Raw genomic sequence first — 25,948 nt, forward strand, 5'->3', positions numbered from 1 at the left:
CGCCGCGTGTCGCCATCTGCTGCAGCACCGGGCGAGCCGGCCACACCCTTCCCCGCCGGCGCCTGGTTCTCCGTCGTCGGGAACGTCCGGCTCGGTGCGGGCGGCCAGACCCGCATGGTCCTGCTCCGCCACCGGCTGTTCGTCGCCGCGGGGCTCGACTTCCCGATCCTGACCTACAACCCGGTCCCGTCCTACGACCCGATCCGGGCCGGCCTGCTGGCCGAGGGGCTGCTGTTGCCGCAGAGCCGATTGGTCAACCTCCACGAGGACCTGCGCGAGCGGGACCTGACCGCGCTCCCCTCCGTCGAGGCCCCGCCCGTCCCCGTGCCCGACCGGACGCAGGACGACGTCGAGGTCGGCTACCCGTGGCGGCGCCGTCACCTCCGCGACGACGGCACCGAGACCACCTGGGAGTATCTGCGGCCCGACGGCACGACGTACGCCTTCACCCCGGCGGACGACATGGCCGGCGACACCCGCGTGCTCGACCGCGACGGGCGCGTCGTGCTGGCCGGCGACGGGCTCGGCGACCTGTGGCGCTGGTGGACCCGCCAGGTCGTCCCCACGGACGGGCCCGTGTTCCTGGTCAGCGACAGCCGGTTCGTCGCCGAGGAGCTGGGCCTGCTCGACGATCCTCGGATCGTCCTGATGCACCAGATGCACAACCCCCACCTGCGCGGCGAACGCCGTTGGGACTCGCCTCTCGAGCCGTCGTACGCGTCCTCCTTGGCTCACGTGGACCGGTTCGACGCCCTGAACACCCTGACCGAACGCCAGCGGCACGACCTGCGGCTGCGCTTCGGCGACCTGCCCCAGTTCCACGTCGTGGCCAATCCCGTGGAGGCCGTCGAGCCGCCCTCGCCCCCACCGGCGCGGGTGCCCGGACGGATCGTCGTGATCGCCCGGCTGCACCCCCAGAAGCAACTGGACCGCGCCATCGACGCCTTCGCCCTCGTCGCGCCACGTCACCCCACCGCGACGCTGGAGATCTACGGCGACGGCGACGAGGAGCAGAGGCTGCGCGACCGCGCCGCCGAGCGTGGCGTCGCCGACCGCGTGGTCTTCCACGGACACGTCCCGGACGCGGCGGACCGGCTGTGGGAGGCCGACCTCGCCTGGCTGACCAGCCGCTTCGAGGGCTACGGCCTGTTCATCCTCGAGGCGCGCATGCGCGAGTGTCCGGTCCTGGCGTTCGACGTGCCCTACGGCCCTGCCGAGCAGATCGAGTCGGGCGTCGACGGGGTGCTGGTGCCGGCGGGAGACGCTGCACGCCTGGCGCACGCGACGCTCGACCTGCTGGCCGACCGCGAACGCCTCGAGTCGATGCGCGGCCGCGCCCGCGCCGGGGCGATCGCCCACGGCCACGAGTCCTTCCTGGCGGACTGGGCACAGGTCGCGCGCGAGGCACTCGACCGCAAGCCGACGCGCGTGCGGCTGGACGACGTCCGCGTCGACCTCCGTGGGCGTGAGGCCCGCGTCCACGTCAAGGGCACCGGAGACCTCGCCGATGTCCGACTGCGCTGGCAGGCGTGGCAGCCCGGCGACGCCGGCCCGACCGATCTGACCACCTCGCTGGACCGCGACGGCACGACGTTCACCGTGTGCGCCGGCCGGGCGCCCCGCGGCGCTCGCGAGCGGCTGCTGCTGACGTGGCAGAACGCCTCGTGGCAGCAGGACGTGCCCCAGCGCCGCTGGTGGCAGCGCCGCTGAGACCTACTCGGGCCGGTCGAAGACCTTGCGAGTCAGAGCCTGCACGTCACGGTCGAGGTGATCGAGCCCCATCATGACGACGGGTGGACGACGATGCCAGACCTCGCTGACACCCACCGCAGTGAGCGTCACGGATGGATACCGCGTTCAGGCAGGCGAGGGATCGGCGTCGGAGGAGCTGGCCTTCTCCTCGTCGTCGTCCGACGGAAGCTGGCAGGTCCACTCGAGGACGAGGGCAGCGATGAGCAGCAGCAGGGCGGCGCCGGCCGCGGCCGCCGAGCGCCAGAGCCTCATCTCGCCCATCTCGGTGGACGAGCCCAGGTAGGCCAGCGCGTACCCGGCGTAGCCGCCGGTGAACACGCCGCCGACCATGACCGCGGCCTTGGCCAGCGCCAACAACCGGATGCCGTGCTCGGCGGCGAACCAGCGCTGCCGGCGGTGCAGGTTCTGCCAGGTCCCCCAGGCCAGCGCTCCGATCGCGATGGCCCCGCAGAGCATCACGATCGCGGCCGCCCAGCCGGGGACCGGCGGAGACGCGCCGTCGAACCGGACGATGAGGGGCGGCAGCAGTCGACCGACGATCAGACCCGCCGCGATCAACGCGACGACGTAGAGCGGTGAACTGCGCCGAACCTGTCTCATCGCCGGGTCACAAGATGATCTCGACGTCCTCGCGCTTGGTCACCCCGGAGGCGTCGACGCCGGAGATCAGGTCCGCGACGAATCCGTGTCCGGGGATCTCGCCCTCGGGGTCGATCTCGAGCCACGGCACGAGGACGAAGGCGCGCTCGTGGGCGCGCGGGTGCGGCAGCGTCAGGGAGTCGTCCTGGGCCACGCGGTCGCCGACGACGATGATGTCGACGTCGAGGGTGCGCGGGGCACCCGGCTCGCTGCGCTCGCGCTCGAACGCGTCCTCGATCGCCATGGCGCGGTCGAGCAGCGTGTGCACGGTCAGCGTGGTGTCGATGAGCACGACGGCGTTGAGGAACGGGCGCGAGCCCTCAGGAGCCTCGACGGGCTCGGTCTCGTAGACCGAGGAGATCGCCACGACGGTGACCTCCGGAGTGTCCTCCAGTGCGGAGACCGCACCCTGCAGGCGGCCGGCACGGTCGCCGAGGTTCGAACCGATCGACAGCACGGCCTGACGAATGGGGCGCATGCCTCCGGTCATCGTGTCCGCGTCGAGTTCGTACGGGGTGGGTGCTTCGGTCACAGCTTGCTCCGCTCCATCGTCACGGTGACATCGGTGAATGCCACCTCGATCGGCGCCTCGGGCTTGTGCACCGTCACGCTGGCCCAGCGGACGGGCTCATGGCCCAGACATACGCTCACTATACGGAGGGCCAATGTCTCGATCAGGTCGACGGGGTCCCCCGTGATGATCGCGTGCACCTGCTCGGCCAACTCGCCGTAGTGCACGGTCCGGGACAGGTCCCCGCTCGTCGCCGCGGGCTCCAGGTCGACCGACAGCACGATGTCGACGACGAAGGTCTGGCCGTCCCTGCGCTCGTGGTCGAAAACGCCGTGGTACCCCACGGCCGACAGGCCCCGCAGCTCGATGCGGTCGCCGGGGTGCTGGTCGCTCATACGTCCTCCGGATCGATCAACGGCGAGGCGTGCCGCGCCCAGAACCGCCATCGTGCCCCATCGCGCACGAGGATGCTCGTCGCCACGGCGCGACCACCGTTGAAGGACTCGACCGACCCGCCGTCGGACAGGATGTTCTCGGTGCACACGACGATCGCCGTGGTCGGGTCGTTCGCCGGCAGCAGCGAGACCTCGACATCGGTCAGGAAGAACTGGATGTACCCGACCCCGGCCATCAACACGGTCCAGGAGCGCAGGATGGGCGCGGTGCCCTTCAGTGGCGGGGCGCCGGGGTGCACGCAGGTCGTGCCCGCATCGTCCACCCACAGCGCGGCCATGAGGTCGACGTCACCGGTCTCGACCGCGTCGTAGAAGGCCCGGTGGGCGGCCAGGACGTCACTCACCGGAGCGCTCCTGGCGCAGCCGCGCGACGACGCGCACGGCGTCCGCGCTGCGCCGGGGGTCGTGCACCCGCACGCCCCACGCCCCCGCCAGGGCCGAGAGGGTGCTGATCGCCGTCGTGGCGTCCTCGCGCTCGTCCACCGGGCGCGGTCCCACCTCGTCGGCCAGCAGCGCCCCCAGGAACCCCTTGCGGCTCGCGGCGACCAGCAGCGGCCGGTCCAGGCTCGTGAACCGGTCGAGGTGCGCCAGCAGGGTCCAGTTCTGGTCGCCCGTCTTGCTGAAGCCCAGGCCCGGGTCGAGCACGATCCGCTCGGGGTCGACGCCCGCGTCGCACACCGCGTCGAACTGCTCCCACAACTCCGTCAGCACGTCCTCGACCACGTCGCGGTACTCGGTGTGCTGCTGCATCTGCTGGGAGTGGGCCCGCCAGTGCATCACGACGAACGGGACCTCGGCGCGCGCGACGAGCGGGACCATCGCCGGGTCGGCGCGGCCGCCGGAGACGTCGTTGACCAGGACGGCGCCGGCCTCGATGGCCTGCTCGGCCGTCTCGGCCCACATGGTGTCGACCGAGACCAGGACGCCCGCGTCGGCCAGGCGGCGCACCACCGGGACGACGCGACGCAGCTCCTCCTCGCGATCGACCGGCAGGGCGCCGGGACGCGTGGACTCGCCCCCCACGTCGACCAGATCGGCACCGTGACGGACCAGCTCGAAGCCGCGCTCGGCGGCGGCACCGGGGTCGAACCAGCGACCGCCGTCGGAGAAGGAGTCGGGCGTGACGTTGACGACGCCCATGACGACGCACCGGTCCTGCGCCAGGCCGGGCAGCGGCAGCGTCACCACGAGAGGCCCCGGGTGCTCACTTGGAGATGAGCTGCATCGCCTCGGCCCGGGTCGCCGGGTCGAGCAGCTGGCCACGGACGGCACTGGTGATCGTGCGGGCGCCGGCCTTGGACACCCCGCGCATCGTCATGCACAGGTGCTCGGCCTCGATGACCACGATGACGCCCTGCGGCTGGAGCACCTCGACCATCGCCTCGGCGATCTGCGTCGTCAGGCGCTCCTGCACCTGCAGCCGGCGCGCGTACACGTCGACGAGGCGGGCCAGCTTCGACAGGCCGGTGACGTGCCCCGTCTCGCCGGGGATGTAGCCGACGTGGGCAACGCCGAAGAACGGGACCATGTGGTGTTCGCACATGCTCCACACCTCGATGTCGCGGACCAGCACGAGCTCGCGGTGGCCGACCTCGAAGACGGCGGAGAGCACCTCGCGGGCGTCCTGGTCGTAGCCGCCGAGCAGCTCGGCGTAGGACCGCGCGACCCGCGCCGGCGTGTCCTGCAGACCGTCGCGGTCGGGGTCCTCACCGATGGCCGCGAGCAGCTCGCGAACGGCCGCCTCGGCACGGGGATGATCGACGGACACGTGCCCTCCTCAGGCGGTCGGGGACTCGCCCGACAGGGGCTGGTCCGGTGACGGCGCGTCCGAGCCGGAGTCCGGACCCACCACGATGCCCTCCTCGGAGCCGGTGGAGTCGGAGGCGGCGCCGTTGCGGTGCGGCACGGTGATCGGAGGCTGCGACGACGGGCGACGCGTCTCCGAGCCGGTCCAGGCCGGGCGGACGTCGCGGCGGTTCAGGGCCTCGAAGATCCGAGCGACCTCGGCCTTGTCGAGGGTCTCCTTCTCCATCAGCTCCAGCACCAGCTGGTCGAGCACGTGGCGGTTCTCGACGAGGATGTCGAAGGCCTCCTGGTGGGCGTGCTTGATGAGCCCGGAGATCTCGTCGTCGATCGCGGCTGCGACGTCCTCGGAGTAGTTGCGCGAGTGGCCGATGTCGCGGCCGAGGAACGGCTGGCCGTTGTCCTCGCCGAACCGGACGGCGCCGATGCGCTCGCTCATGCCGTACTGGGTGACCATCGCGCGGGCCAGGTTGGTGGCCTTCTCGATGTCGTTGCCCGCGCCCGTGGTCGGGTCGTGGAAGACGAGCTCCTCGGCGGCGCGGCCACCGAGCATGTAGGCGAGCTTGTCGAGCAGCTCGGCCCGGGTCTGGCTGTACTTGTCCTCGTCGGGCAGGACCATCGTGTAGCCCAACGCCCGGCCGCGCGGCAGGATCGTGATCTTGTGCACGGGGTCGCTCTGCGGCAGCGCCGCGGCGACGAGCGCGTGGCCACCCTCGTGGTAGGCCGTGACCAGTCGCTCGTGCTCGTTCATGAGGCGCGAGCGCTTCTGAGGTCCGGAGATGACGCGGTCGATCGCCTCGTCGAGGGCGGCGTCGTCGATCGTCGTGGCGGAGTTGCGCGCGGTCAGCAGCGCTGCCTCGTTCAACACGTTGGCCAGGTCGGCGCCGCTGAACCCGGGGGTACGGCGGGCGACGGCCTCGAGGTCGACGTCCGGATCGATCGGCTTGCCGCGGGCGTGGACCTTGAGGATCTGGGTGCGGCCGGCCAGGTCGGGCGCCTCGACGGCGATCTGGCGGTCGAAGCGGCCCGGGCGCAGCAGCGCCGGGTCGAGGACGTCGGGACGGTTCGTCGCGGCGATCAAGATGACGCCGCCGCGGACGTCGAAGCCGTCCATCTCGACGAGCAGCTGGTTCAGGGTCTGCTCGCGCTCGTCGTGTCCGCCGCCCATGCCGGTGCCGCGGTGACGGCCGACGGCGTCGATCTCGTCGATGAAGACGATCGCGGGGGCGTTCTCCTTGGCCTGCTCGAACAGGTCGCGGACGCGGCTGGCGCCGACGCCGACGAACATCTCGACGAAGTCCGAGCCCGAGATCGAGTAGAACGGGACGCCCGCCTCGCCGGCGACGGCGCGCGCGAGCAGGGTCTTGCCGGTGCCGGGAGGACCGTAGAGCAGGACGCCCTTGGGGATCTTGGCCCCGACCGCCTGGAACTTGGCCGGCTCCTGGAGGAACTCCTTGATCTCGCCGAGCTCCTCGATCGCCTCGTCACAGCCGGCGACGTCGGCGAACGTGGTCTGCGGGGTGTCCTTGGTCATGAGCTTCGCCTTGGACTTGGCGAACTGCATGACCCGGCCGCCGCCGCCCTGCATCGAGTTCATCAGCCACAGGAAGATCAGGATGAAGATGACGAACGGCAGGAAGCTCAGCAGCACCGAGAGCAGCGTGTTCTTCGGCGGCATCTTGACGTTGTAGGCGTTCATCTTGTCGTCGTCGACGAGCTTCTGGGCCTTCGCGACGAGCTGCGCGCCCTGCTCCTGACCAAGCCAGGTGGCCTTGACCTTCTTGTCCCCGTCGCCCTTGAGGGTCGCGCGGACCTCCTGGTCGCCGTCGACGAAGGTGACGTCCTTGACCTTGGCGTCGTCGAAGTAGCCGACCATCGTCGCGGTCTTGACCTCGCGGTACCCGTCGGCCGAACCGGAGAAGGACAGCACGCCGATGACCACGGCCGCGATGAGGATGATCCACAGCCACGGGCCCTTGAACAGGCTCTTGAAGTTCATGCCGCCTCGTCGTTCATGCAGTTCGGATTCCGTCCGGTTCTGTTCCTGGGGTCAGGAATACACGTGCTCAGCCAGTGTGCCGATACTGCGCAAATTGCGGTACTTCTCGTCGTAGTCCAAGCCGTATCCGACGACGAACGCGTTCGGGATGTCGAAGCCGACGTACTTGACGTCGACGGGCATCTCCAGCGCCTCCGGCTTGCGCAGCAGCGTGGCGATCTCGACCGACGCCGGGCCGCGCGACTTCAGGTTGGCCACGAGCCACGAGAGGGTCAGGCCGGTGTCGATGATGTCCTCGACGATCAGCACGTGGCGACCGTCCAGGTCGGTGTCGAGGTCCTTGAGGATCCGCACGACGCCCGAGGACTTGGTGCCCGCGTAGGAGGAGACGGCCATCCAGTCGATCTCGACATGGCGGTCCAGCTCACGGGAGAGGTCGGCCATGACCATGACCGCACCCTTCAGCACGCCCACGAGCAGCAGGTCGCGCCCCTCGTAGTCGGCCTCGATCTGGCGAGCCATCTCGGCCAGTCGGGTCTGGATCTGCTCTTCCGAGAAGAGCGGCTGGGTCAGGTCGAGGTCGGCTTCGACGCGCTCGGTGTCCACGGTGCCAGCGTGCCACAGCACACCATTTCGCACGGCAGCCGGTCGCGAATCGCTGGCGGCTCCGCCGCTCCGGATGTGGAGCGCTACCCACCCGATTCGGGGCGCCGAGGTCACTTTGAGGTGCGTAGCGCTACAGATCTCGGGGCACGAAGTGCACGCGGTCGCCGTTCCTGACCGCCGTGACTCCCCCGGGCAGTTCGATGCGCTTGCCTCCTGCCGACTGCATCAGCGCGTCGAGAGCCACGGTGTGGGCGTGGGAGAGCTCGCCGGGCGATGCGCCCGCGTCGATGGCGAGACGGCGCCAGATGCGCAGTCGGACCGGGGTGTCGAGGTCGGCGAACGTCCAGAGGTCCTCGACCTCGCCCGACTCCGGCATCGCCCGGATCGCGAGGAAGTCGACGGCGTCCGCGTCCATGCGCACCAGGTCGGCCGTGCGCGCGAGGGCCTCGGCCACTCCCCCGCCGAGCACGTCCTCCATGAGCGGCAGCAGCTCACGTCGCACCCGCACGCGGCGGAAGGCCGGGTCCTCGTTGTGCGGGTCGTCCCACCAGTCGAGGTCGTGCAGGGCGCAGATCCGCTCCGTCTCGGCCCGGCGCAGCGACAGGAAGGGCCGGCACAGCTGACCGTTGGTCGGTCGCATGCCCTGGATCGCTCGCGGCCCGGAGCCGCGACCGAGACCGAGCAGGACCGTCTCGGCCTGGTCGTCGAGGGTGTGCGCGAGCAGGATCGGCGTGTCGTCGCCCGCCTCGTCGAGCAGGGCGCGGTAACGAGCGGACCTCGCCGCGTCCTCCGGGCCGGTGCCCAGGTCGCGCACCTCGATCGCGCGGACCGAGGCGGGCAGGCCGAGACGCTCGCACTGCTCCACCGCGCGGGCGGCCACCTCGGCCGAGCCGGCCTGCAGGCCGTGGTCGACCACGACGGCGCGCGCCTCGAACCCACGGCGCCGCACGAAGAACGACACGGCCGCGGCCAGCGCGAGCGAGTCGGCCCCGCCCGAGACCGCGACGATCGCGCCGGGCGCCAGGTACGGCTCGACCAGGTTCCGGGACCGCGCGACCAGCGGGTCGAGCCGGCTCATCAGCCGTGGACGCGGGCGACCCAGGACTTCGGGTCGATGATCTCGGCGCGGGTGGGCAGGTGCGCCGGGTCGGCCCAGACGGCGTCGAAGCCGTCCTTGCCGACCTGGTCCATGACGCGGCGCACGAAGGAGGCACCGTCGCTGTACTGACGCATCTTCGCCTCGTAGCCCAGGAGCCGGCGCACGACCTTCTGCAGGGCCGAGCCGGAGCCCCGGCGCTTGGTGAACTTGCGGCGGATCTCGGCGACGCTCGGGACGACCTCGGGGCCGATGTCGTCCATGACGACGTCGGCATGGCCCTCGAGCAACGACATCAGGCCGGTGAGGCCGTCGACGACCTCGCGCTGCTGCTCGTTCTGGAACAGGTCGGACAGGGACTTGTCGGACTCGCCACGGACGATGCGCACCAGCTCGGGCAGCGCCTCGGAGACCACGTCGGTGACGGCGCCACCACTCACATCGGTGGCGTCCATCAGCTGCTCGACCTTGCTCATCATGTGGTCGCGCATCCACGGCACCGCGGTGAACTGCGCCCGATGGGTCTCCTCGTGCAGGCACACCCACCGGCGGAAGTCCGACGGGTCGACGTCCAGCTCGCGCTCGACGTGGACGATGTTCGGCGCCACCAGCAGCAGGCGGCCGGGCCCGTGCTCCCCCTCGGCGAACGGATCGAACTGACCGAGCACCTTGCCGCCCAGGAACGCCACGATCGCGCCCAGCTCGACGCCGGCGACGCGGCCTCCGACGGCGCGCGGCAGTCCGGTGGGCAGCTTGCCGGCCTCCGCGAGCTTCTCGTCGAGCGGCGACATCAGCAGCCGGAACGTCGCCAGGTTGGCCTCGGCCCAGCGCGGCCGGTCGACCACGAGCACGGGCGTGGGGTACCTGGGCACGAGGCCGGTGAACTCGCGTACGGGTCCCTCGGCGACGAGCGAGGCCTCGCGCAGCTCGGCGACGACCTCACCGACCTCGGCCTGGCTGAGCTCAGGTCCGGGACGCATCAGACGCCGAGAGGTGGACAGCGCGACGTTCCAGTCGATCATGGCGCCCAACCTACGGCCTGGGACCTCAGCGCGGGCTGACGGACAGCACCCGGACGACCGGCTCGCCGGCCTCGTCCGAGGCATCGAGGTCGACCTCGGCCGAGATGCCCCAGTCGCGGTCCTTCTCGGGGTCGTCGAAGACCTGACGGACCTTCCACACGCGCGAGGTCTCATCTTCGACCATGAACAGCTCGGGGCCGCGGGCCGCAGGCCCGGTGCCGAGCTCGTCGTACTCCTCGCGGTACTCGGCGATCGCCTCGCGCCAGGCCTGCGCGTCCCAGCCCGACTCGGCGTCGAGCTCGCCCAGCGCGGTCCAGCGGCCGAACGCGGCCAGCTCGACCCGTCGGAACATCGCGTTGCGGACCAGCACCCGGAACGCGCGGGCGTTGGCCGTGAGCGGGCGCGGGGTGTCGGCACCGGTCGCCTGGGCGCGGACCTCGGCAGGGTCCTGCCCGGGAGCGATGAGCTCCTCCCACTCGTCGAGCAGGCTGGAGTCGACCTGTCGCACCAGCTCGCCGAGCCACTCGGTCAGGTCGGTCAGCTCGTCGTTGCGCACCGCCTGGGGCACCGTGCGGACGAGGGTCTTGTAGACGTCCGAGAGGTAGCGCAGGACCAGGCCCTCGGTGCGCGCCAGCTGGTAGTCCGAGACGAGCTCGGAGAACGTCATGGCGCGCTCCCACATCTCGCGCACGACCGACTTGGGACGCAGCTCGTAGTCGGCGACCCACGGGTGGCCGTTGCGGTACATCTCGTAGGCCGCGTTCAGCAGCTCCTCGAGCGGCTTGGGGTGCTCGACGTCCTCGAGCAGCTCCATGCGCTCGTCGTACTCGATGCCGTCCATCTTCATCTCGGCCACGGCCTCGCCGCGCGCCCGGAAGCGCTGGGCGTTGATGATCGGGCGGGGATCGTCGAGCGTCGCCTCGACGACCGAGACGACGTCGAGCGCGTACGTGGGCGACTCGCGGTCGAGCAGGTCGAAGGCCGCCACCGCGAAGGGCGACAACGGCTGGTTCAGCGCGAAGTTCGCCTGCAGGTCGACCGTCAGGCGCAGGGTGCGGCCCTGCTCGTCGGGCGGGTCGAGCTGCTCGACGACCTCACCGGCGACGAGCGCCTCGATGATGTTGTCGACCTGCTCGAGCAGCCGGTCCTGGGACTCGGGCGTCTCGCCGCTCTCGCGGATGAGGTGCTCGAGAGCCGCGCGGGCGTCGCCGGGGCGGGTGATGACGTCGAGCACCATCGCGTGGCTGACCTTCATCCGCGAGACGAGCGGCTCGGGCGTGCCGTTCACGAGCCGCTCGAACGTGCCGTGACCCCACGACACGAAGCCCTCCGGCGGCTTCTTGCGCTGGATCCGCTTGAGCTTCTTCGGGTCGTCCCCGGCCTTGCGCACGAGCCGGGCGTTCTCGACCTCGTGGTCGGGCGCCTCGACCACGACGTGGCCCACCGTGTCGTAGCCGGCCCGGCCTGCACGCCCGGCGATCTGTTGGAACTCGCGCACCTGCAGGTGCCGCTGGCGGGTGCCGTCGTACTTGGACAGACCGCTGAACAGCACCGTGCGGATCGGCACGTTGATGCCGACCCCGAGGGTGTCGGTGCCGCACACGACCTTGAGCAGGCCCCGTTGCGTCAGCGTCTCGACGAGGCGGCGGTACCGCGGCAGCATGCCGGCGTGGTGCACGCCGATGCCCATCCGGATCAGCCGCGAGAGCGTCTTGCCGAACGCCGAGGTGAAGCGGAAGTCGCCCAGCGCCTCGGCGATCGCGTCGCGCTCGGCCCGCGTGGCGACCTTGGCGCTGGTCAGCGCCTGGGCGCGCTCCAACGCGGCGGCCTGCGAGAAGTGCACGACGTAGACCGGGGTCTGATGGGTCTCGACGAGCTGCTCGAGGGTCTCGTGGATGGGCGTCGTGACGTACTCGCTGACCAGCGGCACCGGCCGCTCGACCGAGGTCACCGCGACGGTCTCGCGACCCGTCCGGCGGGCGAGGTCCGCCTCCAGCTTCGTCGTGTCGCCGAGGGTGGCCGACATCAGCAGGAACTGGGCGCGGGGCAGCTCGATCAGCGGCACCTGCCAGGCCCAGCCTCGGTCGGGGTCGGCGTAGTAGTGGAACTCGTCCATGACGACCGTCGCGATGTCGGCGGCCGCGCCCTCGCGCAGCGCCATGTTCGCCAGGATCTCGGCCGTCGCGGCGATGATCGGGGCGTCGGCGTTGACCGCTGCGTCGCCCGTGACCATGCCGACGTTCTCGGCGCCGAAGATCTCGCACAGGTCGAAGAACTTCTCGCTGACGAGGGCCTTGATCGGCGCGGTGTAGACGCTGCAGCCGCCGCGCGCCAGCGTGGCGCCCATCGCCGCGGTCGCGACCAGGCTCTTGCCCGAGCCCGTCGGGGTCGCGAGGACCACGTTGGAGCCGGAGACGCACTCGAGGATCGCCTCGTCCTGGGCGGGATACAGCGTCAGGCCGCGGTCCTCGACCCAGCCCATGATCGCCTCGTGGATGACGTCGACGTCGTCAGTCGGCTCCGGGGGAAGCAGGTCGACCAGTCGTGATGCCACCCGTGCAGCCTAGGCGCCGCGACCAGGGCGGCCTGCGGCGACGGGCTTCCTAGGCACCGCAGGCACAGTCGGCCATCGCGGCCACGACCCGGTCGAGGGCCGCCTGGGTGACGAACGGGTTCACGCCCTCGGTGTCGTCGGACATCAGCGCGAACGCGACCGGCCGGCCGCCCGACAGGGTCACCACGCCCGCCAGCGCATGAACACCCGTGAGGGTCCCGGTCTTGGCCCGGACCAGACCTCGTGCCTGTCCCGACTGCACGTAGCGATCCTCGAGCGTGCCGCTGAACCCGCCGACCGGCAGTCCGCTGAGGATCGACCCGAGCCGAGGCGTCTCGGAGACCTCGGCCATCGTCTCGGCCAGCGTCCGCGCGGAGATGCGGTTCTTGCGCGACAGCCCGCTGCCGTCGTTGATCACCAGGCCGGCCATGTCCACGCCGGCATCGGCGAGGACCTGCGCGACGACCTCGGCGCCCCCGGCGAAGGAGCCGGGCTCGCCCGCCTTGATCGCCGCCTGGCGCAGGAGCACCTCGGCGACCTCGTTGTCGGAGTCGGCGAGGAACTGCTCGACGATCCGCGACAGCGGCGCGCTGCGCACGGTGGCGATCGTCGTGCCCGAGGCCTCGGTCTGCGTCGGCGTGCCCGTGACGTCGACACCGCGTGCCTGCAGCAGCTCGGCGAACCGGCGGGCGGCGTCGGCGGCGGGATCGGTCGAGCGCCCGGCACCCACGCGTCCGCGATCGACCCACAGCGGGCTGACCGGCGCGACGACGCCGCCGACGTAGCCCTCCTCCCACGCGGGGCTGACCGCCGGGCCCACGAAGAGGGAGACGTCGTAGCCGAGCGTGACCGGCCCGCGACCCACCTGCTTGGCGGTGGCGGCGGCGAGGGTTGCGAGGTCCGCTCGCTCGACCGAGGAGCCCTTCGACTTCGTGTCCGTCAGGTACGGGTCGCCGCCACCCACGAGGACGAGGCGCTGCCCGTCGCGCACGACCGTGGTCTCGAACCGGGCGTCCGGCCCCCACTCCTGCAGTACCGCCACCGCAGTCAGCAGCTTCGTGGTGGAGGCGGGGATCTGCGCACCCTCGGCGTCGTCGATCAGCACGGCGCCGTCGCGGGCGTCGACGGCCACGAGGCTCGTCCGACCGCCCAGCGCCTCGGACTGCAGCGGTCCGGCGACGGCCGTGGCCAGGGCACCCGCGTCGATCGGGCCCGAGCCGACGGTCGCCGCCTCGTCGGGGTCGGGCGACTGCGTGGCCAGACCTTCCGGCGGTGTCACGTATTGCGGGGCGCACGGCCCGTCGCACAAGATGGGGTTCAGGTCACCGCGTACGTAGAGCGCCGCGATCGACGCGAGGGTGACCAGCACGAGCAACGGCAGCACCCATGCGGCAGGCGTTCTTCGCCCCCTGCGGGCGCCACGGGCTGTCACGTGCGTCAGACTATGTGACAGCCATTCCCAGCCAAGCCGGAGGAACCGTGTTTTTCGACGTCACCGTGGAGATCCCCAAGGGCGAGCGCAACAAGTACGAGCTCGACCACAAGACGCACCGCATCCGGCTGGACCGCACGCTGTTCACGTCGATGCAGTACCCGGCCGACTACGGCTTCATCGACAACACCCTCGGCAACGACGGCGACCCGCTCGACGCGCTCGTCATCCTGCCCTTCCCGACGTTCCCCGGCTGCGTCATCGAGTGCCGCGCGATCGGCATGTTCAAGATGACCGACGAGGCCGGCGGCGACGACAAGATCCTGTGCGTCCCCGCGGGCGATCCGCGCCACGAGCACCTGCAGGACGTCGGCGACGTGTCCGACTTCGATCTCAGTGAGATCCAGCACTTCTTCGAGACCTACAAGGACCTCGAGCCCGGTAAGTCCGTCGAGGAAGGCTCCGAGTGGGTCGGCCGCGAAGAGGCCGAGGCCGAGATCCACGCCAGCTTCAAGCGCTTCGAGGACAACGGCGGCTACTGAGCCACGCCCCGTCCCCGCGCGAGAATTGCTCCGGGTTCTACCTTTCGGGAGTCTTGAAAGGTGGAACCCGGAGCAATTCTCGGGGCAGGCGGCTATTCGCCGTCGCGCGCCTCGCGCCGAGGGCGGACCAGTCCGGCCAGCACGACCCCGAAGACGTCCGGGTCGACCTTCGGGTCGAGCGCGCGCAGACCGCCGAGGCCGGCACCCAGCGCCAGCAGCGCCGTGGCGACGTGCTCGACGGGGATCGTCGTCTCGAGGTCGGCCTCCTCGATCGTGGCCGAGATCAGCTGCCCGATCAGCCGGCGGATCTCGCGGTGACGCTTGACCAGCTCGGAGGCGACCCACGGGTTGTGCCGCGCGACCGCCGCGAACTCGACCTCCAGGGCCGTCCACTGCGGCTCGCCCAAGCCCGTCCGCGACCACTCGACGAAGCTCTTCAGCCGCGAGTCGAGGGACGTGTCCTCGGAGAACACCGCCTGCACGAGGCGGATCTTCTCGGCATGGATGGTGTCGAGCACCGCCATGCAGAGCTCTTCCTTGCCGGCGAAGTTGGAGTAGACGGCTCCCTTGGAGAAGCCCGCCTCGACGGCGACCTTGTCCAACGAGGTTCCGGCATAGCCGACGGCGAGGAACATCTGCGCCGCGACCTCGATCAGGCGTTCGCGCGTCTGTCGCTGACGCTCGGCCCGGCTCACCTTCGTTTCCGACACGATCGGCTCCTCTTCTCGCATACCGATGGTATCTGAGTTCGGGGGACAGTCTCCACCCTTCGGCGATTTCGCGCGCGGCTAGGGTCGGGCCATGACTTCACGGGCGATGTGGAATGCGATCGAGACCCTGCACGCGGGCGTCTACTTCGCGCCGGACTCCAAGGCCCGGTACGAGGCGGCCGGGCTCAAGGGCTACTGGATGGGCTACTTCGCCAGCCGGTCGGCCGCGCTCGGCACGCCCGGGCCGGCCCTGGTGGTCGCCACGTTCCACGGCTTCGCTCCGCGACTGGTCGAGCGAGCCGTGCCGGACGCGTGGCGCCTGGCCGAACGCGATCAGGTGCTCGAGGCCCGGTACGCCTTGGCCCGCGGCCTGCTCGACCCCATCAGCCACGGTGCCGCCGCCCTCGCGCCCCGGGTCCGGGCGGTGCTGAACGGCGTCGACTGGGCCGGCAAGCCGCTCGCGGCCGCCCACGCCGACCTGCCCGTCTCGGACGATCCGGTCGTCGACTTCTGGCAGGCGGTGACCGCCCTGCGCGAGTACCGCGGCGACTGCCATCTCGCGGTCCTCACGGCAGCCGGGCTCGACGGTGCCGCGGCCAACGCCCTGGCCTCGGGCACCGGGTGGGCGTGGTTCGCCGACCAGCGCACGATGCGCGGCTGGACCGAGCAGGAGTGGGCGCAGGCCATAGCCGGCCTGGTCACGCGGGGCTGGCTGAACGCCGACGGCACCGGCACCGAGACCGGCATCGCCGCGCGCGCCCAGTTGGAGGACGCCACCGACCGCGTCGTGGCGGCCGGCCTCGACCGCGAGGCGACGTCGCGACTGGTGACCCTCGAGGCAGAGCTGGTCGCCCTGGCGGACGACTGGGCCGCGGCGCACCCCGCCCTCGCGCCCAGCCGCACCGCTCACGCGCGCTGAGCCAGGCGTGGGCCCCACACCCCGGGATCCACGAGCGGCGCGGGACACTGGGCGCATGATCACGCCACCCTCCCCGACCGCTCGGGACGCTGCTCGTGACCGCCTCGCCGGGCTCGCCATCCCGGCCGGCGCCCTGGGCCGACTCGGGGAGGTCGCCGTGTGGTGGTCCTCGGTGCGCGGCGAGACGACGCCCGCTCCCCCGTCGCACGTGCGAGCCGTGGTGTTCGCGGGCGACCACGGTGTCGCCTCCCACGGGGTCTCGGCCTACCCGGCGGCCATCACCGGCGCGATGGTGCGCGCGTTCGTGAGCGGCGTCGCCGGCGTCTCGGTGCTGGCCCGCCAGCACGACGTGACGCTGCGCGTGCTGGACCTGGGCGTCGACGGCGACTTCCCCGACCTCGATCCCGCCCTCGGCGAGTTCAAGGTGCGCCGTGGGACCGAGCCGATCCACCTCGCCGACGCGATGACCGCGGACGAGACCCGCCGGGCCATCGACGCCGGCCGTCGGATCGCCGAGCAGGAGATCGCGGCCGGCGCCGACCTGCTGATCGGCGGCGACATGGGTATCGGCAACACGACCCCCGCCGTCGCCCTGATCGCCGCGGCCTTGGGCCTCCCGGCCGACGAGGTCGTCGGACGCGGCACCGGCATCGACGACGCCGGACTCGCGCTGAAGACGGACGTCGTCGCGACGGCGCTGGAGCGAGCCGGCGACCGGGTGTCCGATCCCGTCGAGTTGCTGACCGCGATCGGCAGCCCCGACCTCGCCGCGCACGCGGCCTTCATCGCGGCCGCCGCCGAGGCAGGCGTGCCGGTGCTGCTGGACGGCGTGATCTCCGTGGCCGCCGCAACGGTGGCCGAGCGGCTCAGCCCCGGCGCCACGGCCTGGATGGCCGCGGGCCACCGGTCGACCGAGAAGGCGCAGTGGCGCGCCCTCGAGGCCCTCGGCCTCTCACCGCTGGTCGACGTCGACATGCGCCTGGGCGAGGGCTCGGGCGCCGTGGCCGCTGTTCCCCTCCTGCGCTCGGCCGCGCTCCTGCTGTCCCAGATGGCTCTCCTGGACGAGTTGATGTGAGCCGGTTCTCCGACGCCGTCCGCCTCTCCGCGGGCACGTTCAGCGCCGTCCCGGTCCCGGCGCCGCGTCGCGTCGACCGCGAGACGGCCGGCATCGCCGTCGCGATCGCTCCCCTCGCGGTGCTGCCGGTGGGCGTGTTCGTCGCTCTCGTGGCGTGGGGCGCGCGCGAGCTGGGACTGGAGCCGGTCGTCGTCGGAGCACTCGCCATCGGCGCGGGCGCCTGGGCCACGCGCGGGTTCCACCTGGACGGACTGGCGGACACGGCGGACGCGCTGGCGTCCTCCTACGACCGTGATCGAGCCCTGACGGTCGCCCGCACCGGCGACGTCGGACCGGCCGGCGCGGCCACCCTCGTCCTCGTCCTGCTCGTCCAGGCCGCCTCGGCCGGCTTCGTCGCCGCCTGCTGGCCGTGGGGACCTGCGGCGGTCGGCGTCCTGTGGTGCCTCGCGCGCGCCGGCGCCACGGTGGGCCTGCGGCGGGGCGTCCCGGCAGCCCGTCAGGACGGCATGGGCGCCACCTTCGCCGGCAGCGTGCACCCGCTGGTCCTCGTCGTCGTCTGGCTGCTCGTCGCCGCGATCGCCGTGGCGACCACCGGCCTCACGGCTGCCCCCATGGCACACGGGCTGGTCACCGCCGTGGTGACACTGGTGGCCGTCTTCGCCGTCGTGACGCACGTCGTCCGCCGCCTCGGCGGCATCATCGGCGACGCCGTGGGCGCGAGCGTCGAGATCGCCCTCGTGGTCCTGCTGGTCGGGTTCTCGGCGGTCGTCGGATGACCTTCATCGGACCGGACGGCGCACCGCGCTGCGACTGGGCCGGCGGCGCGCCCGGATTCGTCGAGTACCACGACACCGAGTGGGGCTTCCCGGTCGACGACGACGTGCGGCTGTTCGAGAAGTTCTGTCTCGAGGGCTTCCAGTCCGGGCTGTCGTGGCGCACCATCTTGGACAAGCGCGAGAACTTCCGCGCCGCGTTCGCCGGGTTCGACCTCGAGACGGTCGCCGGCTACGACGAGTCCGACGTCGCCGGCCTGCTGCAGGACGCGGGCATCGTCCGCCACCGGGGCAAGATCGAGGCCACGATCAACAACGCCGCCCGCGCCCTGGAGCTGATCGAGACCGAGGGCTCACTGGCGGCGTACGTCTGGCGGCACGAGCCGGACCCCGCCGAGGTGCCCGTGCCCCAGTCGCTGACCACCTCGCCGACGGCCATCGCGATGTCGAAGGACCTCAAGAAGCGCGGCTGGAAGTTCGTCGGCCCCACGACGGTCTTCTCGTTCATGGAGGCCATGGGGCTGATCAACGACCACACCCACGACTGCGTCGTCCGGGCGCGGGTCGACGCCGCCCGCGACGCCTTCGTGCGCCCGTCCTGACCCGAGGTCAGAGCCGCAGGACGCGACCCGAGACCACGAGCAGCACCTCGTCGCAGTCGTCGGCGAACCGCTGGTTGACCGTGCCGAGCAGATCACGGAACAACCGGCCCGAGCGGGTCTCGGGAACGACGCCCCACCCGACCTCGTTGGTCACCACGACGACGTCCTCGGCATGGGCGGTCATCGCCAGGATCGCGTCCTCGACCCGCTTCCACAGCAGCGGCTCCCACTCGTCGAGCGTCTTGTCCCAGCCGTCGAGCTCGTCGATCAACGCGGTGACCCAGGTGCCGAGGCAGTCGATGATCACCGGGGTGTCGGCCATCGCGATCGCCTGCTCGAGATCGGCGGTCTCGACCGTCTTCCAGTGCTCGGGACGACGCTCACGATGTGCTTGGACCCGCGCCGCCCAGTCGGGGTCGAACTCGGGGTCCGGCGGCGGGCCGGGGGCGACGTACGTGACGTCGGGCGCGCCGACGACCAACGACTCGGCCTGGAACGACTTGCCGGAGCGCACACCACCGGTGATCAGGGTCCTCATCACCGCAGCCTAGCCCCGCCGGAGACCACGCGTCCCGATCCGTCGGCCGGGGTCACGGACGCCGGCGACGGGCGACGACGAAGGCGGCGACGGCCACCAGGAAGACCGCGCCGATCGCGATCGGCAGCACGGTCGTCACGGCCGTGGGCGACTCGTCGGAGGCCTTCTCGCCGTGGTCCGCCACGACCGCCGCCTCCCGCGTCTGCGCATCGGCGGCGGCGTTCACCTCGACCTTCTCGCCGTCGGACATCTGCTGGTACTTCAGGGCGACGAAGTCACCCGCGGCCAGCTCGTACTCCTGCAGGCCGACCGAGGCGTAGTCCCAGTCCTGGCCCTCCTTCGCCACCATGAACGCCCAGTAGCCCGGGCCGTTGAGCGCGTTGCCGCACTTCTCCTGGGCGGGCGTGGGCTGACCGTCGATCCGGCACACCATCGGCGGCGAGCCCGCGGTGTCCTGGACCTCGACGCCGGCGTCGGTCAGCGCCTTCAGGCCGGTCTGCCCCGCGGCGTGCTGCGCGCACAGGATCCGGTCCTTGCCGTCGAGCGCACCGAACTCCAGGACGATCGGCACGTCCTCGTCGGACTCGCAGGACTCGTGCGCGGTCGCAGCTGTCGGCACGACCGCGACGGCTGCGGCGAGGAGCAGGAGGGCGGCGAGGCGGGCGAACCAGGACTTCACGAAGGCTCCTTCGGGAGGTAGCGGGCGCGCCGGGCGGCACGCCTCAAGGTGGCCAGGACGGCCGGGCCCAGCGTCACGATCAACAGCACGTTCGTGATCGCGCGGCCCAGGTCCCAGCCCCAGAACGACGTCAGCAGGGTGAAGACGAGGAAGCGGTGCAGGTTGTCGAGGACCGGGTCGCCCGGGACCATCGACAGCGAGTCCTCGGCACCGGGGATCGCGATGCCGAGCGTGAAGGGCCACGACGAGAGGTTCATCAGCAGTCCGAACCCGTAGGCCGCGATGATCGCGTACCCGGCGAGCATCGCGATCTCGGCGCGGCCGGTGACACGGCGCGGCAGCAGGCCGGCACCCATCCCCACCCACGCGGCACACAGCATCTGGAACGGCAGCCAGGGCCCCACGCCGGAGGTCAACAGCGCCGAGGCGAACAGGCTCGTGCAGCCCAGGACGAAACCGAAGCCGGCGCCGAAGACGCGTCCGCCGAGGATCAGCAGGAAGAAGACCAGCTCGACGCCCGCCACGCCCGCGCCCAGCGGTCGCACGGCCGCGTTGATCGCGCTCAGCACCCCCAGCATCGCCAGCGCCTTGGAGTCCAGACCGCCCTCGGAGAGCTCGGCGATCACGACCAGGACCACGACGGGCATGAGAGCCATGAACAGGAACGGCTGGTCGACGCGCGTCTCACCGGCAGCCGGCGAGATGATCAGCGGCCACAGCAGCATGACCAGACCGGCGATGCTCGCGGCCGTCAGGACCAACGCCGAGCGCAGGGTCACCGGGACGGCGACACGGGTCCGGGGCGCGCTCACCGGACCACCTCCGACGGCAGCCGGGCCGCGACCTCGTCGACCGTGAGCCAGTCGTGACCGAGCACCTTGGAGACCTGCGGCGCGAACGCCGGCGACTCGGCCAGCACCTCGCGCACCGGGCCCGACGACACGACCTCGCCGTCCGCCAGGACGACGACCGTGTCGGCCACCGTCGCGACGAACTCGACGTCATGACTGGACACGACGATGCCGTGCCCGTCGGCGGCGAGGTCGTGCAGGATGCGGGCCAGCGCCGCCTTGCCCGGGTAGTCCAGACCGCGCGTGGGCTCGTCGAGCGCCACGACCGCGGGCTGGGCGGTCAGCACGACGGCCAGCACGAGAGCCAGCTTCTGACCCTCCGACAGGTCGCGCGGGTGACGGTGTCCCACGATGCCCGGCGCCAGGCGGTCCAGCAGACCTCGGCACGTTCCCGGGGCGACGCCCGCCTGGTCGTCGGCGGCGGCGCACTCGCGGTCGACCGTTTCGAGGTAGAGCAGGTCCGCGGCGGTCTGGGGCACGAGCCCGACGAGCATCCGGGCCTCGACCGGACGGACGTCGCCGGGGTCGACCCCGTCGACGTCGACGACTCCGGAGGTCCGGTCGCCGGTGCCCTGCACGGCCCACAGCAGCGAGCTCTTGCCCGAGCCGTTGCGCCCCATGAGCGCCACGACCTCGCCGTGCCCGACCCTCAGGTCGACGTCGTCGACGGCGGCGAAGTGGCCGTAGCGGACCGTGATGCCCCGTGCCTCCAGCGCCGGCGGACGCTCGGGGGTGTGCGGCCGTGGCGGCGACCCGAGCCGCTCGGCCAGTGGCTTGACCCGGCGCCGGGCCTCGCGCACCGACAGCGGCAGCGGACGCCATCCGGCCAGCCGTCCCAGGTGCACCAACGGTGGCGCCACCGGGGCGTCGACCAACAGCTCGGCCGGCTCGCCGATGCGGACCCGGCCGTCCTCGACCACCGCCAGCCGGTCGGCGAAGGGAACGACCCGCTCCATCCGGTGCTCGGCGACGACCACGGTGAGGGCCAGATCGTCGACGAGGCGGGCGATGGTCGCCAGGACGTCCTCGGCCGCGGTGGGGTCGAGCGCCGACGTGGGCTCGTCCAGCACCAGCACGCGGGGGTGCATCGTCAGGACCGATCCGATGGCGACCCGCTGCTGCTGACCACCGGACAGGGACCGCACCGACCGCCGGCGCAGGTCCGCGATCCCCAGCAGGTCGAGCGTCTCCTCGACCCGGCGGCGCATCGTCCGCGGATCGAGACCGAGGTGCTCCATGCCGTAGGCCAGCTCCTCCTCGACGACGTCGGCGACGAATCCCGAGAGCGGGTCCTGGGCCACGTAGCCGACGAGGTGTGCCAGCTCGCGTGGCGGACGGCCGACGATCGACGCGCCGTCGATGCGGATGTCGCCGGCGAGCGTGCCGCCGGTGAAGTGCGGCACGAGCCCGTTCAGCATCCCCAGCAGGGTCGACTTGCCCGACCCGGTGCGGCCGGACACCAGCACCAGCTCGCCCTCGTCGATCTCGAGGTCGACCCCGGCCAGCGTGGGCACGTCGGCCCCGTCGTACCAGAAGGTGACGTCGTCGAAGGAGATCATGCGGGCTCACCGCCGATCTGGTCGTGGGCGACGGGGGCCTGCGGGGCCACGAAGACCGGCGCGATCGCGATGGCCACGACCAGCAGCGACGTCACGCTCAGCGGCGGCCACCCCGGGACATCGGGGTAGAGCACGGCCACCTGGTGGGTCGAGAGCACCTTGAGTCCCACGGCGACGGCGATCCCGGACGCCGCCGTGAGGTACTCCGCGGCGTACCACCGCAGGGGCCGGTACCGGGTGCGGTGGACCCGCCGGCCCGCGGACCGCAGGGCCAGCACGGCGAAGACGAGCCCGACGACCAGCATCGGATAGGACAGCACCCGCGGCGCCGCGCCGTCGAGGTAGCCGTAGGTGCCGACGATCAGCCCGAACAGGCCGAGCAGCATCAGCACCCCGGTGACGAACCGCTCGCGCGGAGCCGCCGTGCCGCTGCGGCCATACCCGCGTGCGTCCATCCCCGCGGCGAGGGTCATCGAGCGGTCGAGCGCGTCCTCCAGCACCGGGATCACGACACGATGCATCGCGCCCGTGCCCCGGCTGGCGTCGCCGCGCAGCTTGCGGGCGCGGTTGACCCGGCGGACGCTCTCGGCCAACTGCGGGAACACCGAGACGGCCACGACCAGGGCGGCGCCGACCTCATAGAGCGCCGGCGGGGCCGAGGCGAGCAGCCGCTTGGGGTTGGCCAGCGAGTTCGCGGCGCCGACGCAGATGATCAGGGCGGCCAGCCGCATCCCGTCGTACAGGCCGACCAGCACCTCGTTGACGGTGACGTCGCCGAGGAGCTGGATCCCGCGCGCCGCCTCGGGCAACGGGATCTCGGGAAGGTGGAACAGCACCGGGTCGTCCGGGGCCGATCCGCCACCGAGCACGATGCGGAAGACCACCCGCATCACCACGATGAGCAGTCCGAAGTAGAGGTAGTACCGGAACGACAGGGCCCATGGCGCGTCGCCGCGGCATGCCGCCACCACGAGTCCCGCGATCGCGACCGTCGCCAGGAGCAGGAAGGGATTGAGCGTGAAGGACGCTCCGGCGGCGAGGCCGAGCGCCCACAGCCACCAGGCTCCGGGGTGCAGTTCGCGACGTGGCCGACCCGGAGACCGACCCGTGGTGGGTGCGGCGGGGTCGGCGAGCGTGGTCATCTCGTCCCCTTCCCCGCGGCACGGGGGCGGGGACCACGAGGAGTCGGCGCCCACCGGTTGTTGCGCGACAACATGTGGTGGCGGTCCGACACGGGTTCCCGACTCGCCCCGCGCGCCTCGGCGCGACGGAACTCACGGTTGCGGCACAGCACCGGATTCGCACCGGTTTCCCCTGGGCCGGACCTGGGTTCAACGCGGTCGAGTCTATCCCCCATCCCGGCTCAGACTCCCCGCCGACGGCGCCAGACGATGCCGGCCGCGGCAGCCAGCACGACCCCGACGGCGATCGCGGCGGCGATCACGGGGGCCCCGGTACCCGCCGCATCGGTCTCGGCGGCCGCCGGCCGTACGGACCTGTCGGCGCCACCTGCCGCGCCGATCGCGTCGCCGGGCGCGGACGTGGCGGTGGTGGGCGCCGTCGCGGAGGGCGAAGCCGTCGGGCCGGGAGTCGTCGGGGTTCGCGTCGGCGCGGCACTGGGCACGGTGGTGACCGATCCCGGCGCAGCGGTCGCTCCTGGCCGCGACTTCGCGACCGGAGCGTCCTTCGCCGTGGTGCCCCCGTCCGACGAACGCGGCGGCTTCTTCGTGGCACCGGCATCCGACGGAGCGGGGCGCTCGGGGGCCTTCGCCGTCGCGACCGGCGCAGGGACCGACGGCAGGGTCCGCCGCTGCGAGCGCTGGAAGACGAACGCCACCGAGCCGCCGGTGGGCACCTTGAGGGAGGTGACACCCAAGCTGGAGTACACCCACGAGCCGGACTTCCCGTCGGACCAGAACAACCCCCAGTAGGCGTCGTTGGGCGATGCCTCGACGCAGGGGTCGGAGGCCGGCGCACCGTCGACCCGGCACACGAAGCCCGGGGCTCGCGAGGCGTACTTCAGGGTGTGGCCCGCGTCGGAGAAGTTGTCGGACGCGCGACCGCCGCCGTCACGATCGCAGCCGACCGATCCGTTGACGACGACCGTGACCCCGGTTCCGGGCGCACAGGCCGCGGCATGGGCGGGCGCGGTCCCTCCCGCCACGCCGGCGGCGACCCCGAGCAGGGCCGCCGCCAGCGCGCGGACGAGACGTGTCGTCACTTCACGACCCGGAAGGAGGTCGCACCCTGGCGATCGGTGAACGCGCCGCGCACGACGACCTTGGCCGTGCCGGTCTTGCGGCCGACCTTGAACCGGTACGTGTACGTGCCCTGCGCCGAGGCGACACCGCGCCTGACGACCTTGCCCCGGTACTGGATCCGGACCGGCTCGCGGGCAGCGAGTCCGCGCACGACGACCTTCTGGACCTTGGCGCGCTTGACCTTCTTCCTGGCCTTCGCGACGGCGAGCTTGCGGGCGCCCAGGACCGTGACCGACGTGGAGCCGGCTCGGTTGCCGCGCGAGCCCGTGACGGTGACCGTGCGCGTGGCGGTGCCGGCCGGAGTCGCGACGGACGCCGTCACGACGCCGTTCGCCGGCACGGTGCCGCGGGCCGTGCCGCCCCCGGCGATCGTGGCCGTGTACTTCTCACCCGGTCGCAGTCCCGTGGCCCGCACGGACGCCGCGCGCCGGGCGCTGACGAACGTCCCGGACCGGGTCACCTCGACCTTCGTGGCCGACAGCTGCGCCTGGACCCCGGCGGCCGCCTGGGCGGTGGCACGGATCCACTGGTCGCGACTCTCGTCCGTGATCCCCTCGTCCGCGCCGGTCGCCATCGCGGCGGCGTCGTACGCGACCGCGCCGATCTCGTTGGCCAGGGCCGTGTCCTCGGCCTTGGCGTCCGTCACCTGGTGCTTCACGAGCCAGGCGGCCGCGGACCCGGCGGCTCCCGTCTGACCCGCCAGCCGCAGCGCCGTCGCCGCCAGACCGGTCGAGTTCGTGTTCGGGGTGCCGTTCCCGACGAACGATCCGTCCGCGGCCTGTGCCGACGCCAGCGCCTTCGCCGCGGCCGCGAGCTCGTCGGCGACGCCGGTGTGGCCGGCCTTCACCGCTTCGGCGAGGGCGATCGTCGCGAAGGCCGTCGAGTCGACCTCGATCGTGGACTCGCAGGCGGCGGCGTAGTTCTGCAGGAACGAGCCGTTCGGGCACTGCTTCGACAGCAGGAACGCCACGGACTCGTCGGCCTCGTCGCTGCCCGCCGCGACCAGGGCGCGCGTGGCCCAGGTCTGGCCGACGCCGCCGTAGGTCAAGCCGGGATCGATGGCTCCGGTGGTGTCGTCGGTGAGGCGCTCGATCTGCGCGACCAAGTCGGTGCCGTTCACGTCGGAGGCATCGCCGCCCACCGCTTCGACCGCGACCGCGAGCTTGCCACCCGAGCCGGGGTAGAACGTGACCTTCGACCCGTCGTCGTAGGTGGTGTAGTCCGCGACCTTCGCGCTGACGGCATCGACGATGCGGGTCTGCGTCGCCGTCCGCGTCCCGAGCTCGTTCAACGCGAAGAACACGTCGAGCGACAGTCCGTAGTCGTCGAAGCCGCCCCAGTTCGGGTTGTGCACGAGGCCGCCGGTGAGCTGGTCGTCCAGCCAGCGCGCGGCGGAGTACGCATAGCTGTTGGGGGCCGCGGAAGCGGCGGGAGTGACGGCGACGGCCGTCGAGAGGGCGATCGCGCCGGAGGCGACGGCGATCAGGGCGCGCTGGCGCACGGGTGACTTCATGGGGTTCCTTCCCGCTGCAGAACGGGAGGAGCCCGCGAAGGGCACCACCCGCTGTAT

The 25,948-nt window shown here is 71.9% G+C and carries 27 protein-coding genes and 1 riboswitch; of the genes, 6 read left to right on the forward strand and 21 right to left on the reverse strand.

Features of this window, described 5'->3' with window-relative positions; genetic code table 11:
* Nucleotides 1–6 precede the first annotated feature (6 nt).
* Nucleotides 7–1,710: a glycosyltransferase gene (locus tag H9L21_RS13495; RefSeq protein WP_187411571.1), complete on the forward strand. Its 1,704-nt coding sequence runs from the start codon at nucleotides 7–9 to the stop codon at nucleotides 1,708–1,710.
* Nucleotides 1,711–1,713: 3 nt separating this feature from the next.
* On the opposite strand, the gene H9L21_RS15510 is transcribed toward H9L21_RS13495, so the two are convergent.
* The 13 genes from H9L21_RS15510 to dacB form a co-directional block, all read right to left on the reverse strand.
* Nucleotides 1,714–1,842 carry a hypothetical protein gene (locus tag H9L21_RS15510; RefSeq protein WP_255467065.1) on the reverse strand — a complete coding sequence of 43 codons (129 nt, stop codon included), beginning with the start codon at nucleotides 1,840–1,842 and terminating at the stop codon, nucleotides 1,714–1,716.
* Between the two features lie 15 nt (nucleotides 1,843–1,857).
* The gene (locus tag H9L21_RS13500; RefSeq protein ID WP_154596480.1) at nucleotides 1,858–2,352 is read right to left on the reverse strand and encodes a DUF3180 domain-containing protein; all 495 of its coding nucleotides are present in this window, start codon (nucleotides 2,350–2,352) and stop codon (nucleotides 1,858–1,860) included.
* 7 nt (nucleotides 2,353–2,359) lie between these two features.
* A complete protein-coding gene (gene folK / locus H9L21_RS13505) occupies nucleotides 2,360–2,923 on the reverse strand; it encodes a 2-amino-4-hydroxy-6-hydroxymethyldihydropteridine diphosphokinase (RefSeq protein WP_187411572.1) in 564 nt (187 codons plus the stop codon).
* On the reverse strand, nucleotides 2,920–3,297 hold the full coding sequence (folB, locus tag H9L21_RS13510; RefSeq protein WP_154596479.1) for a dihydroneopterin aldolase: 378 nt from the start codon (nucleotides 3,295–3,297) through the stop codon (nucleotides 2,920–2,922). The genes folK and folB overlap by 4 nt, the downstream gene beginning before the upstream one ends.
* On the reverse strand, nucleotides 3,294–3,701 hold the full coding sequence (locus H9L21_RS13515; RefSeq protein ID WP_187411573.1) for a nuclear transport factor 2 family protein: 408 nt from the start codon (nucleotides 3,699–3,701) through the stop codon (nucleotides 3,294–3,296). Before H9L21_RS13515 ends, folB begins: the two co-directional genes overlap by 4 nt.
* The gene (folP, locus tag H9L21_RS13520; RefSeq protein WP_154597063.1) at nucleotides 3,694–4,497 is read right to left on the reverse strand and encodes a dihydropteroate synthase; all 804 of its coding nucleotides are present in this window, start codon (nucleotides 4,495–4,497) and stop codon (nucleotides 3,694–3,696) included. Before folP ends, H9L21_RS13515 begins: the two co-directional genes overlap by 8 nt.
* A gap of 64 nt (nucleotides 4,498–4,561) precedes the next feature.
* Complete coding sequence (gene folE, locus H9L21_RS13525) at nucleotides 4,562–5,125, reverse strand: GTP cyclohydrolase I FolE (RefSeq protein WP_187411574.1); 564 nt, start codon at nucleotides 5,123–5,125, stop codon at nucleotides 4,562–4,564.
* A gap of 9 nt (nucleotides 5,126–5,134) precedes the next feature.
* Complete coding sequence (gene ftsH, locus H9L21_RS13530; protein WP_154596478.1) at nucleotides 5,135–7,159, reverse strand: ATP-dependent zinc metalloprotease FtsH; 2,025 nt, start codon at nucleotides 7,157–7,159, stop codon at nucleotides 5,135–5,137.
* A gap of 51 nt (nucleotides 7,160–7,210) precedes the next feature.
* On the reverse strand, nucleotides 7,211–7,765 hold the full coding sequence (hpt, locus tag H9L21_RS13535; RefSeq protein ID WP_187411575.1) for a hypoxanthine phosphoribosyltransferase: 555 nt from the start codon (nucleotides 7,763–7,765) through the stop codon (nucleotides 7,211–7,213).
* A gap of 130 nt (nucleotides 7,766–7,895) precedes the next feature.
* Complete coding sequence (gene tilS, locus H9L21_RS13540; protein WP_154596477.1) at nucleotides 7,896–8,843, reverse strand: tRNA lysidine(34) synthetase TilS; 948 nt, start codon at nucleotides 8,841–8,843, stop codon at nucleotides 7,896–7,898.
* Nucleotides 8,843–9,883, reverse strand: a complete 1,041-nt coding sequence (locus H9L21_RS13545) for a zinc-dependent metalloprotease (protein WP_154596476.1) — start codon at nucleotides 9,881–9,883, stop codon at nucleotides 8,843–8,845. Before H9L21_RS13545 ends, tilS begins: the two co-directional genes overlap by 1 nt.
* Nucleotides 9,884–9,908: 25 nt before the next feature.
* Nucleotides 9,909–12,365, reverse strand: coding sequence for a DEAD/DEAH box helicase (locus H9L21_RS13550; RefSeq protein WP_154597060.1), 2,457 nt, complete (start codon nucleotides 12,363–12,365; stop codon nucleotides 9,909–9,911).
* A gap of 121 nt (nucleotides 12,366–12,486) precedes the next feature.
* Nucleotides 12,487–13,821: a D-alanyl-D-alanine carboxypeptidase/D-alanyl-D-alanine endopeptidase gene (dacB, locus tag H9L21_RS13555; RefSeq protein ID WP_154596475.1), complete on the reverse strand. Its 1,335-nt coding sequence runs from the start codon at nucleotides 13,819–13,821 to the stop codon at nucleotides 12,487–12,489.
* Between the two features lie 2 nt (nucleotides 13,822–13,823).
* On the opposite strand from dacB, the gene H9L21_RS13560 reads away from it, so the two are divergent.
* A complete protein-coding gene (locus tag H9L21_RS13560; protein WP_154596474.1) occupies nucleotides 13,824–14,411 on the forward strand; it encodes an inorganic diphosphatase in 588 nt (195 codons plus the stop codon).
* A 92-nt stretch (nucleotides 14,412–14,503) separates the two neighbouring features.
* Here the strand turns inward: H9L21_RS13560 and H9L21_RS13565 are convergent, their stop codons facing one another.
* Complete coding sequence (locus H9L21_RS13565) at nucleotides 14,504–15,121, reverse strand: TetR/AcrR family transcriptional regulator (protein ID WP_255467066.1); 618 nt, start codon at nucleotides 15,119–15,121, stop codon at nucleotides 14,504–14,506.
* A gap of 91 nt (nucleotides 15,122–15,212) precedes the next feature.
* Here H9L21_RS13565 and H9L21_RS13570 point away from each other — a divergent pair, with 91 nt between their 5' ends.
* The 4 genes from H9L21_RS13570 to H9L21_RS13585 are packed head-to-tail and all read left to right on the forward strand — an operon-like array spanning nucleotide 15,213 to nucleotide 18,490.
* Nucleotides 15,213–16,040, forward strand: a complete 828-nt coding sequence (locus tag H9L21_RS13570; protein WP_154596472.1) for an SCO6745 family protein — start codon at nucleotides 15,213–15,215, stop codon at nucleotides 16,038–16,040.
* A gap of 55 nt (nucleotides 16,041–16,095) precedes the next feature.
* Nucleotides 16,096–17,115, forward strand: a complete 1,020-nt coding sequence (cobT, locus tag H9L21_RS13575) for a nicotinate-nucleotide--dimethylbenzimidazole phosphoribosyltransferase (protein WP_154596471.1) — start codon at nucleotides 16,096–16,098, stop codon at nucleotides 17,113–17,115.
* Entirely contained in the window at nucleotides 17,112–17,891 is a 780-nt protein-coding gene (locus H9L21_RS13580) for an adenosylcobinamide-GDP ribazoletransferase (protein ID WP_154596470.1), read from the forward strand. Before cobT ends, H9L21_RS13580 begins: the two co-directional genes overlap by 4 nt.
* Complete coding sequence (locus H9L21_RS13585; RefSeq protein WP_154596469.1) at nucleotides 17,888–18,490, forward strand: DNA-3-methyladenine glycosylase I; 603 nt, start codon at nucleotides 17,888–17,890, stop codon at nucleotides 18,488–18,490. The genes H9L21_RS13580 and H9L21_RS13585 overlap by 4 nt, the downstream gene beginning before the upstream one ends.
* Before the next feature lie 7 nt (nucleotides 18,491–18,497).
* On the opposite strand, the gene H9L21_RS13590 is transcribed toward H9L21_RS13585, so the two are convergent.
* From H9L21_RS13590 to H9L21_RS13620, 7 genes are all read right to left on the reverse strand, one after another.
* Complete coding sequence (locus H9L21_RS13590; protein WP_154596468.1) at nucleotides 18,498–19,028, reverse strand: bifunctional adenosylcobinamide kinase/adenosylcobinamide-phosphate guanylyltransferase; 531 nt, start codon at nucleotides 19,026–19,028, stop codon at nucleotides 18,498–18,500.
* Between the two features lie 52 nt (nucleotides 19,029–19,080).
* Nucleotides 19,081–19,707 carry a hypothetical protein gene (locus tag H9L21_RS13595; protein ID WP_154596467.1) on the reverse strand — a complete coding sequence of 209 codons (627 nt, stop codon included), beginning with the start codon at nucleotides 19,705–19,707 and terminating at the stop codon, nucleotides 19,081–19,083.
* Entirely contained in the window at nucleotides 19,704–20,519 is an 816-nt protein-coding gene (locus H9L21_RS13600; protein WP_255467068.1) for an ECF transporter S component, read from the reverse strand. Before H9L21_RS13600 ends, H9L21_RS13595 begins: the two co-directional genes overlap by 4 nt.
* Nucleotides 20,516–22,117 carry an ABC transporter ATP-binding protein gene (locus H9L21_RS13605; protein ID WP_154596466.1) on the reverse strand — a complete coding sequence of 534 codons (1,602 nt, stop codon included), beginning with the start codon at nucleotides 22,115–22,117 and terminating at the stop codon, nucleotides 20,516–20,518. Before H9L21_RS13605 ends, H9L21_RS13600 begins: the two co-directional genes overlap by 4 nt.
* Nucleotides 22,114–23,259 carry a CbiQ family ECF transporter T component gene (locus tag H9L21_RS13610; protein WP_154596465.1) on the reverse strand — a complete coding sequence of 382 codons (1,146 nt, stop codon included), beginning with the start codon at nucleotides 23,257–23,259 and terminating at the stop codon, nucleotides 22,114–22,116. Before H9L21_RS13610 ends, H9L21_RS13605 begins: the two co-directional genes overlap by 4 nt.
* A 92-nt stretch (nucleotides 23,260–23,351) precedes the next feature.
* Nucleotides 23,352–23,431, reverse strand: a riboswitch (cobalamin riboswitch).
* 49 nt (nucleotides 23,432–23,480) lie between these two features.
* Nucleotides 23,481–24,338, reverse strand: coding sequence for a hypothetical protein (locus H9L21_RS13615; protein ID WP_154596464.1), 858 nt, complete (start codon nucleotides 24,336–24,338; stop codon nucleotides 23,481–23,483).
* Nucleotides 24,335–25,891: a prenyltransferase/squalene oxidase repeat-containing protein gene (locus H9L21_RS13620; protein WP_154596463.1), complete on the reverse strand. Its 1,557-nt coding sequence runs from the start codon at nucleotides 25,889–25,891 to the stop codon at nucleotides 24,335–24,337. Before H9L21_RS13620 ends, H9L21_RS13615 begins: the two co-directional genes overlap by 4 nt.
* Between the last annotated feature and the right edge of the window lie 57 nt (nucleotides 25,892–25,948).

This window comes from Aeromicrobium senzhongii, from assembly GCF_014334735.1.
In the GTDB taxonomy this organism is placed as follows: Bacteria; Actinomycetota; Actinomycetes; order Propionibacteriales; family Nocardioidaceae; genus Aeromicrobium; species Aeromicrobium senzhongii.

What these genes read in the sequence shown, in the direction of transcription:
- H9L21_RS13500 (WP_154596480.1), bottom strand. Translation starts at nt 2,352, where the DNA reads ATGAGACAGGTTCGGCGCAGTTCACCGCTCTACGTCGTCGCGTTGATC.
- folB (WP_154596479.1), bottom strand. Translation starts at nt 3,297, where the DNA reads ATGAGCGACCAGCACCCCGGCGACCGCATCGAGCTGCGGGGCCTGTCG.
- folP (WP_154597063.1), bottom strand. Translation starts at nt 4,497, where the DNA reads ATGGGCGTCGTCAACGTCACGCCCGACTCCTTCTCCGACGGCGGTCGC.
- ftsH (WP_154596478.1), bottom strand. Translation starts at nt 7,159, where the DNA reads ATGAACTTCAAGAGCCTGTTCAAGGGCCCGTGGCTGTGGATCATCCTC.
- tilS (WP_154596477.1), bottom strand. Translation starts at nt 8,843, where the DNA reads ATGAGCCGGCTCGACCCGCTGGTCGCGCGGTCCCGGAACCTGGTCGAG.
- H9L21_RS13545 (WP_154596476.1), bottom strand. Translation starts at nt 9,883, where the DNA reads ATGATCGACTGGAACGTCGCGCTGTCCACCTCTCGGCGTCTGATGCGT.
- H9L21_RS13550 (WP_154597060.1), bottom strand. Translation starts at nt 12,365, where the DNA reads ATGGGCTGGGTCGAGGACCGCGGCCTGACGCTGTATCCCGCCCAGGAC.
- H9L21_RS13560 (WP_154596474.1), top strand. Translation starts at nt 13,824, where the DNA reads ATGCGGCAGGCGTTCTTCGCCCCCTGCGGGCGCCACGGGCTGTCACGT.
- H9L21_RS13570 (WP_154596472.1), top strand. Translation starts at nt 15,213, where the DNA reads ATGACTTCACGGGCGATGTGGAATGCGATCGAGACCCTGCACGCGGGC.
- cobT (WP_154596471.1), top strand. Translation starts at nt 16,096, where the DNA reads ATGATCACGCCACCCTCCCCGACCGCTCGGGACGCTGCTCGTGACCGC.
- H9L21_RS13585 (WP_154596469.1), top strand. Translation starts at nt 17,888, where the DNA reads ATGACCTTCATCGGACCGGACGGCGCACCGCGCTGCGACTGGGCCGGC.
- H9L21_RS13590 (WP_154596468.1), bottom strand. Translation starts at nt 19,028, where the DNA reads ATGAGGACCCTGATCACCGGTGGTGTGCGCTCCGGCAAGTCGTTCCAG.
- H9L21_RS13605 (WP_154596466.1), bottom strand. Translation starts at nt 22,117, where the DNA reads ATGATCTCCTTCGACGACGTCACCTTCTGGTACGACGGGGCCGACGTG.
- H9L21_RS13610 (WP_154596465.1), bottom strand. Translation starts at nt 23,259, where the DNA reads ATGACCACGCTCGCCGACCCCGCCGCACCCACCACGGGTCGGTCTCCG.
- H9L21_RS13620 (WP_154596463.1), bottom strand. Translation starts at nt 25,891, where the DNA reads ATGAAGTCACCCGTGCGCCAGCGCGCCCTGATCGCCGTCGCCTCCGGC.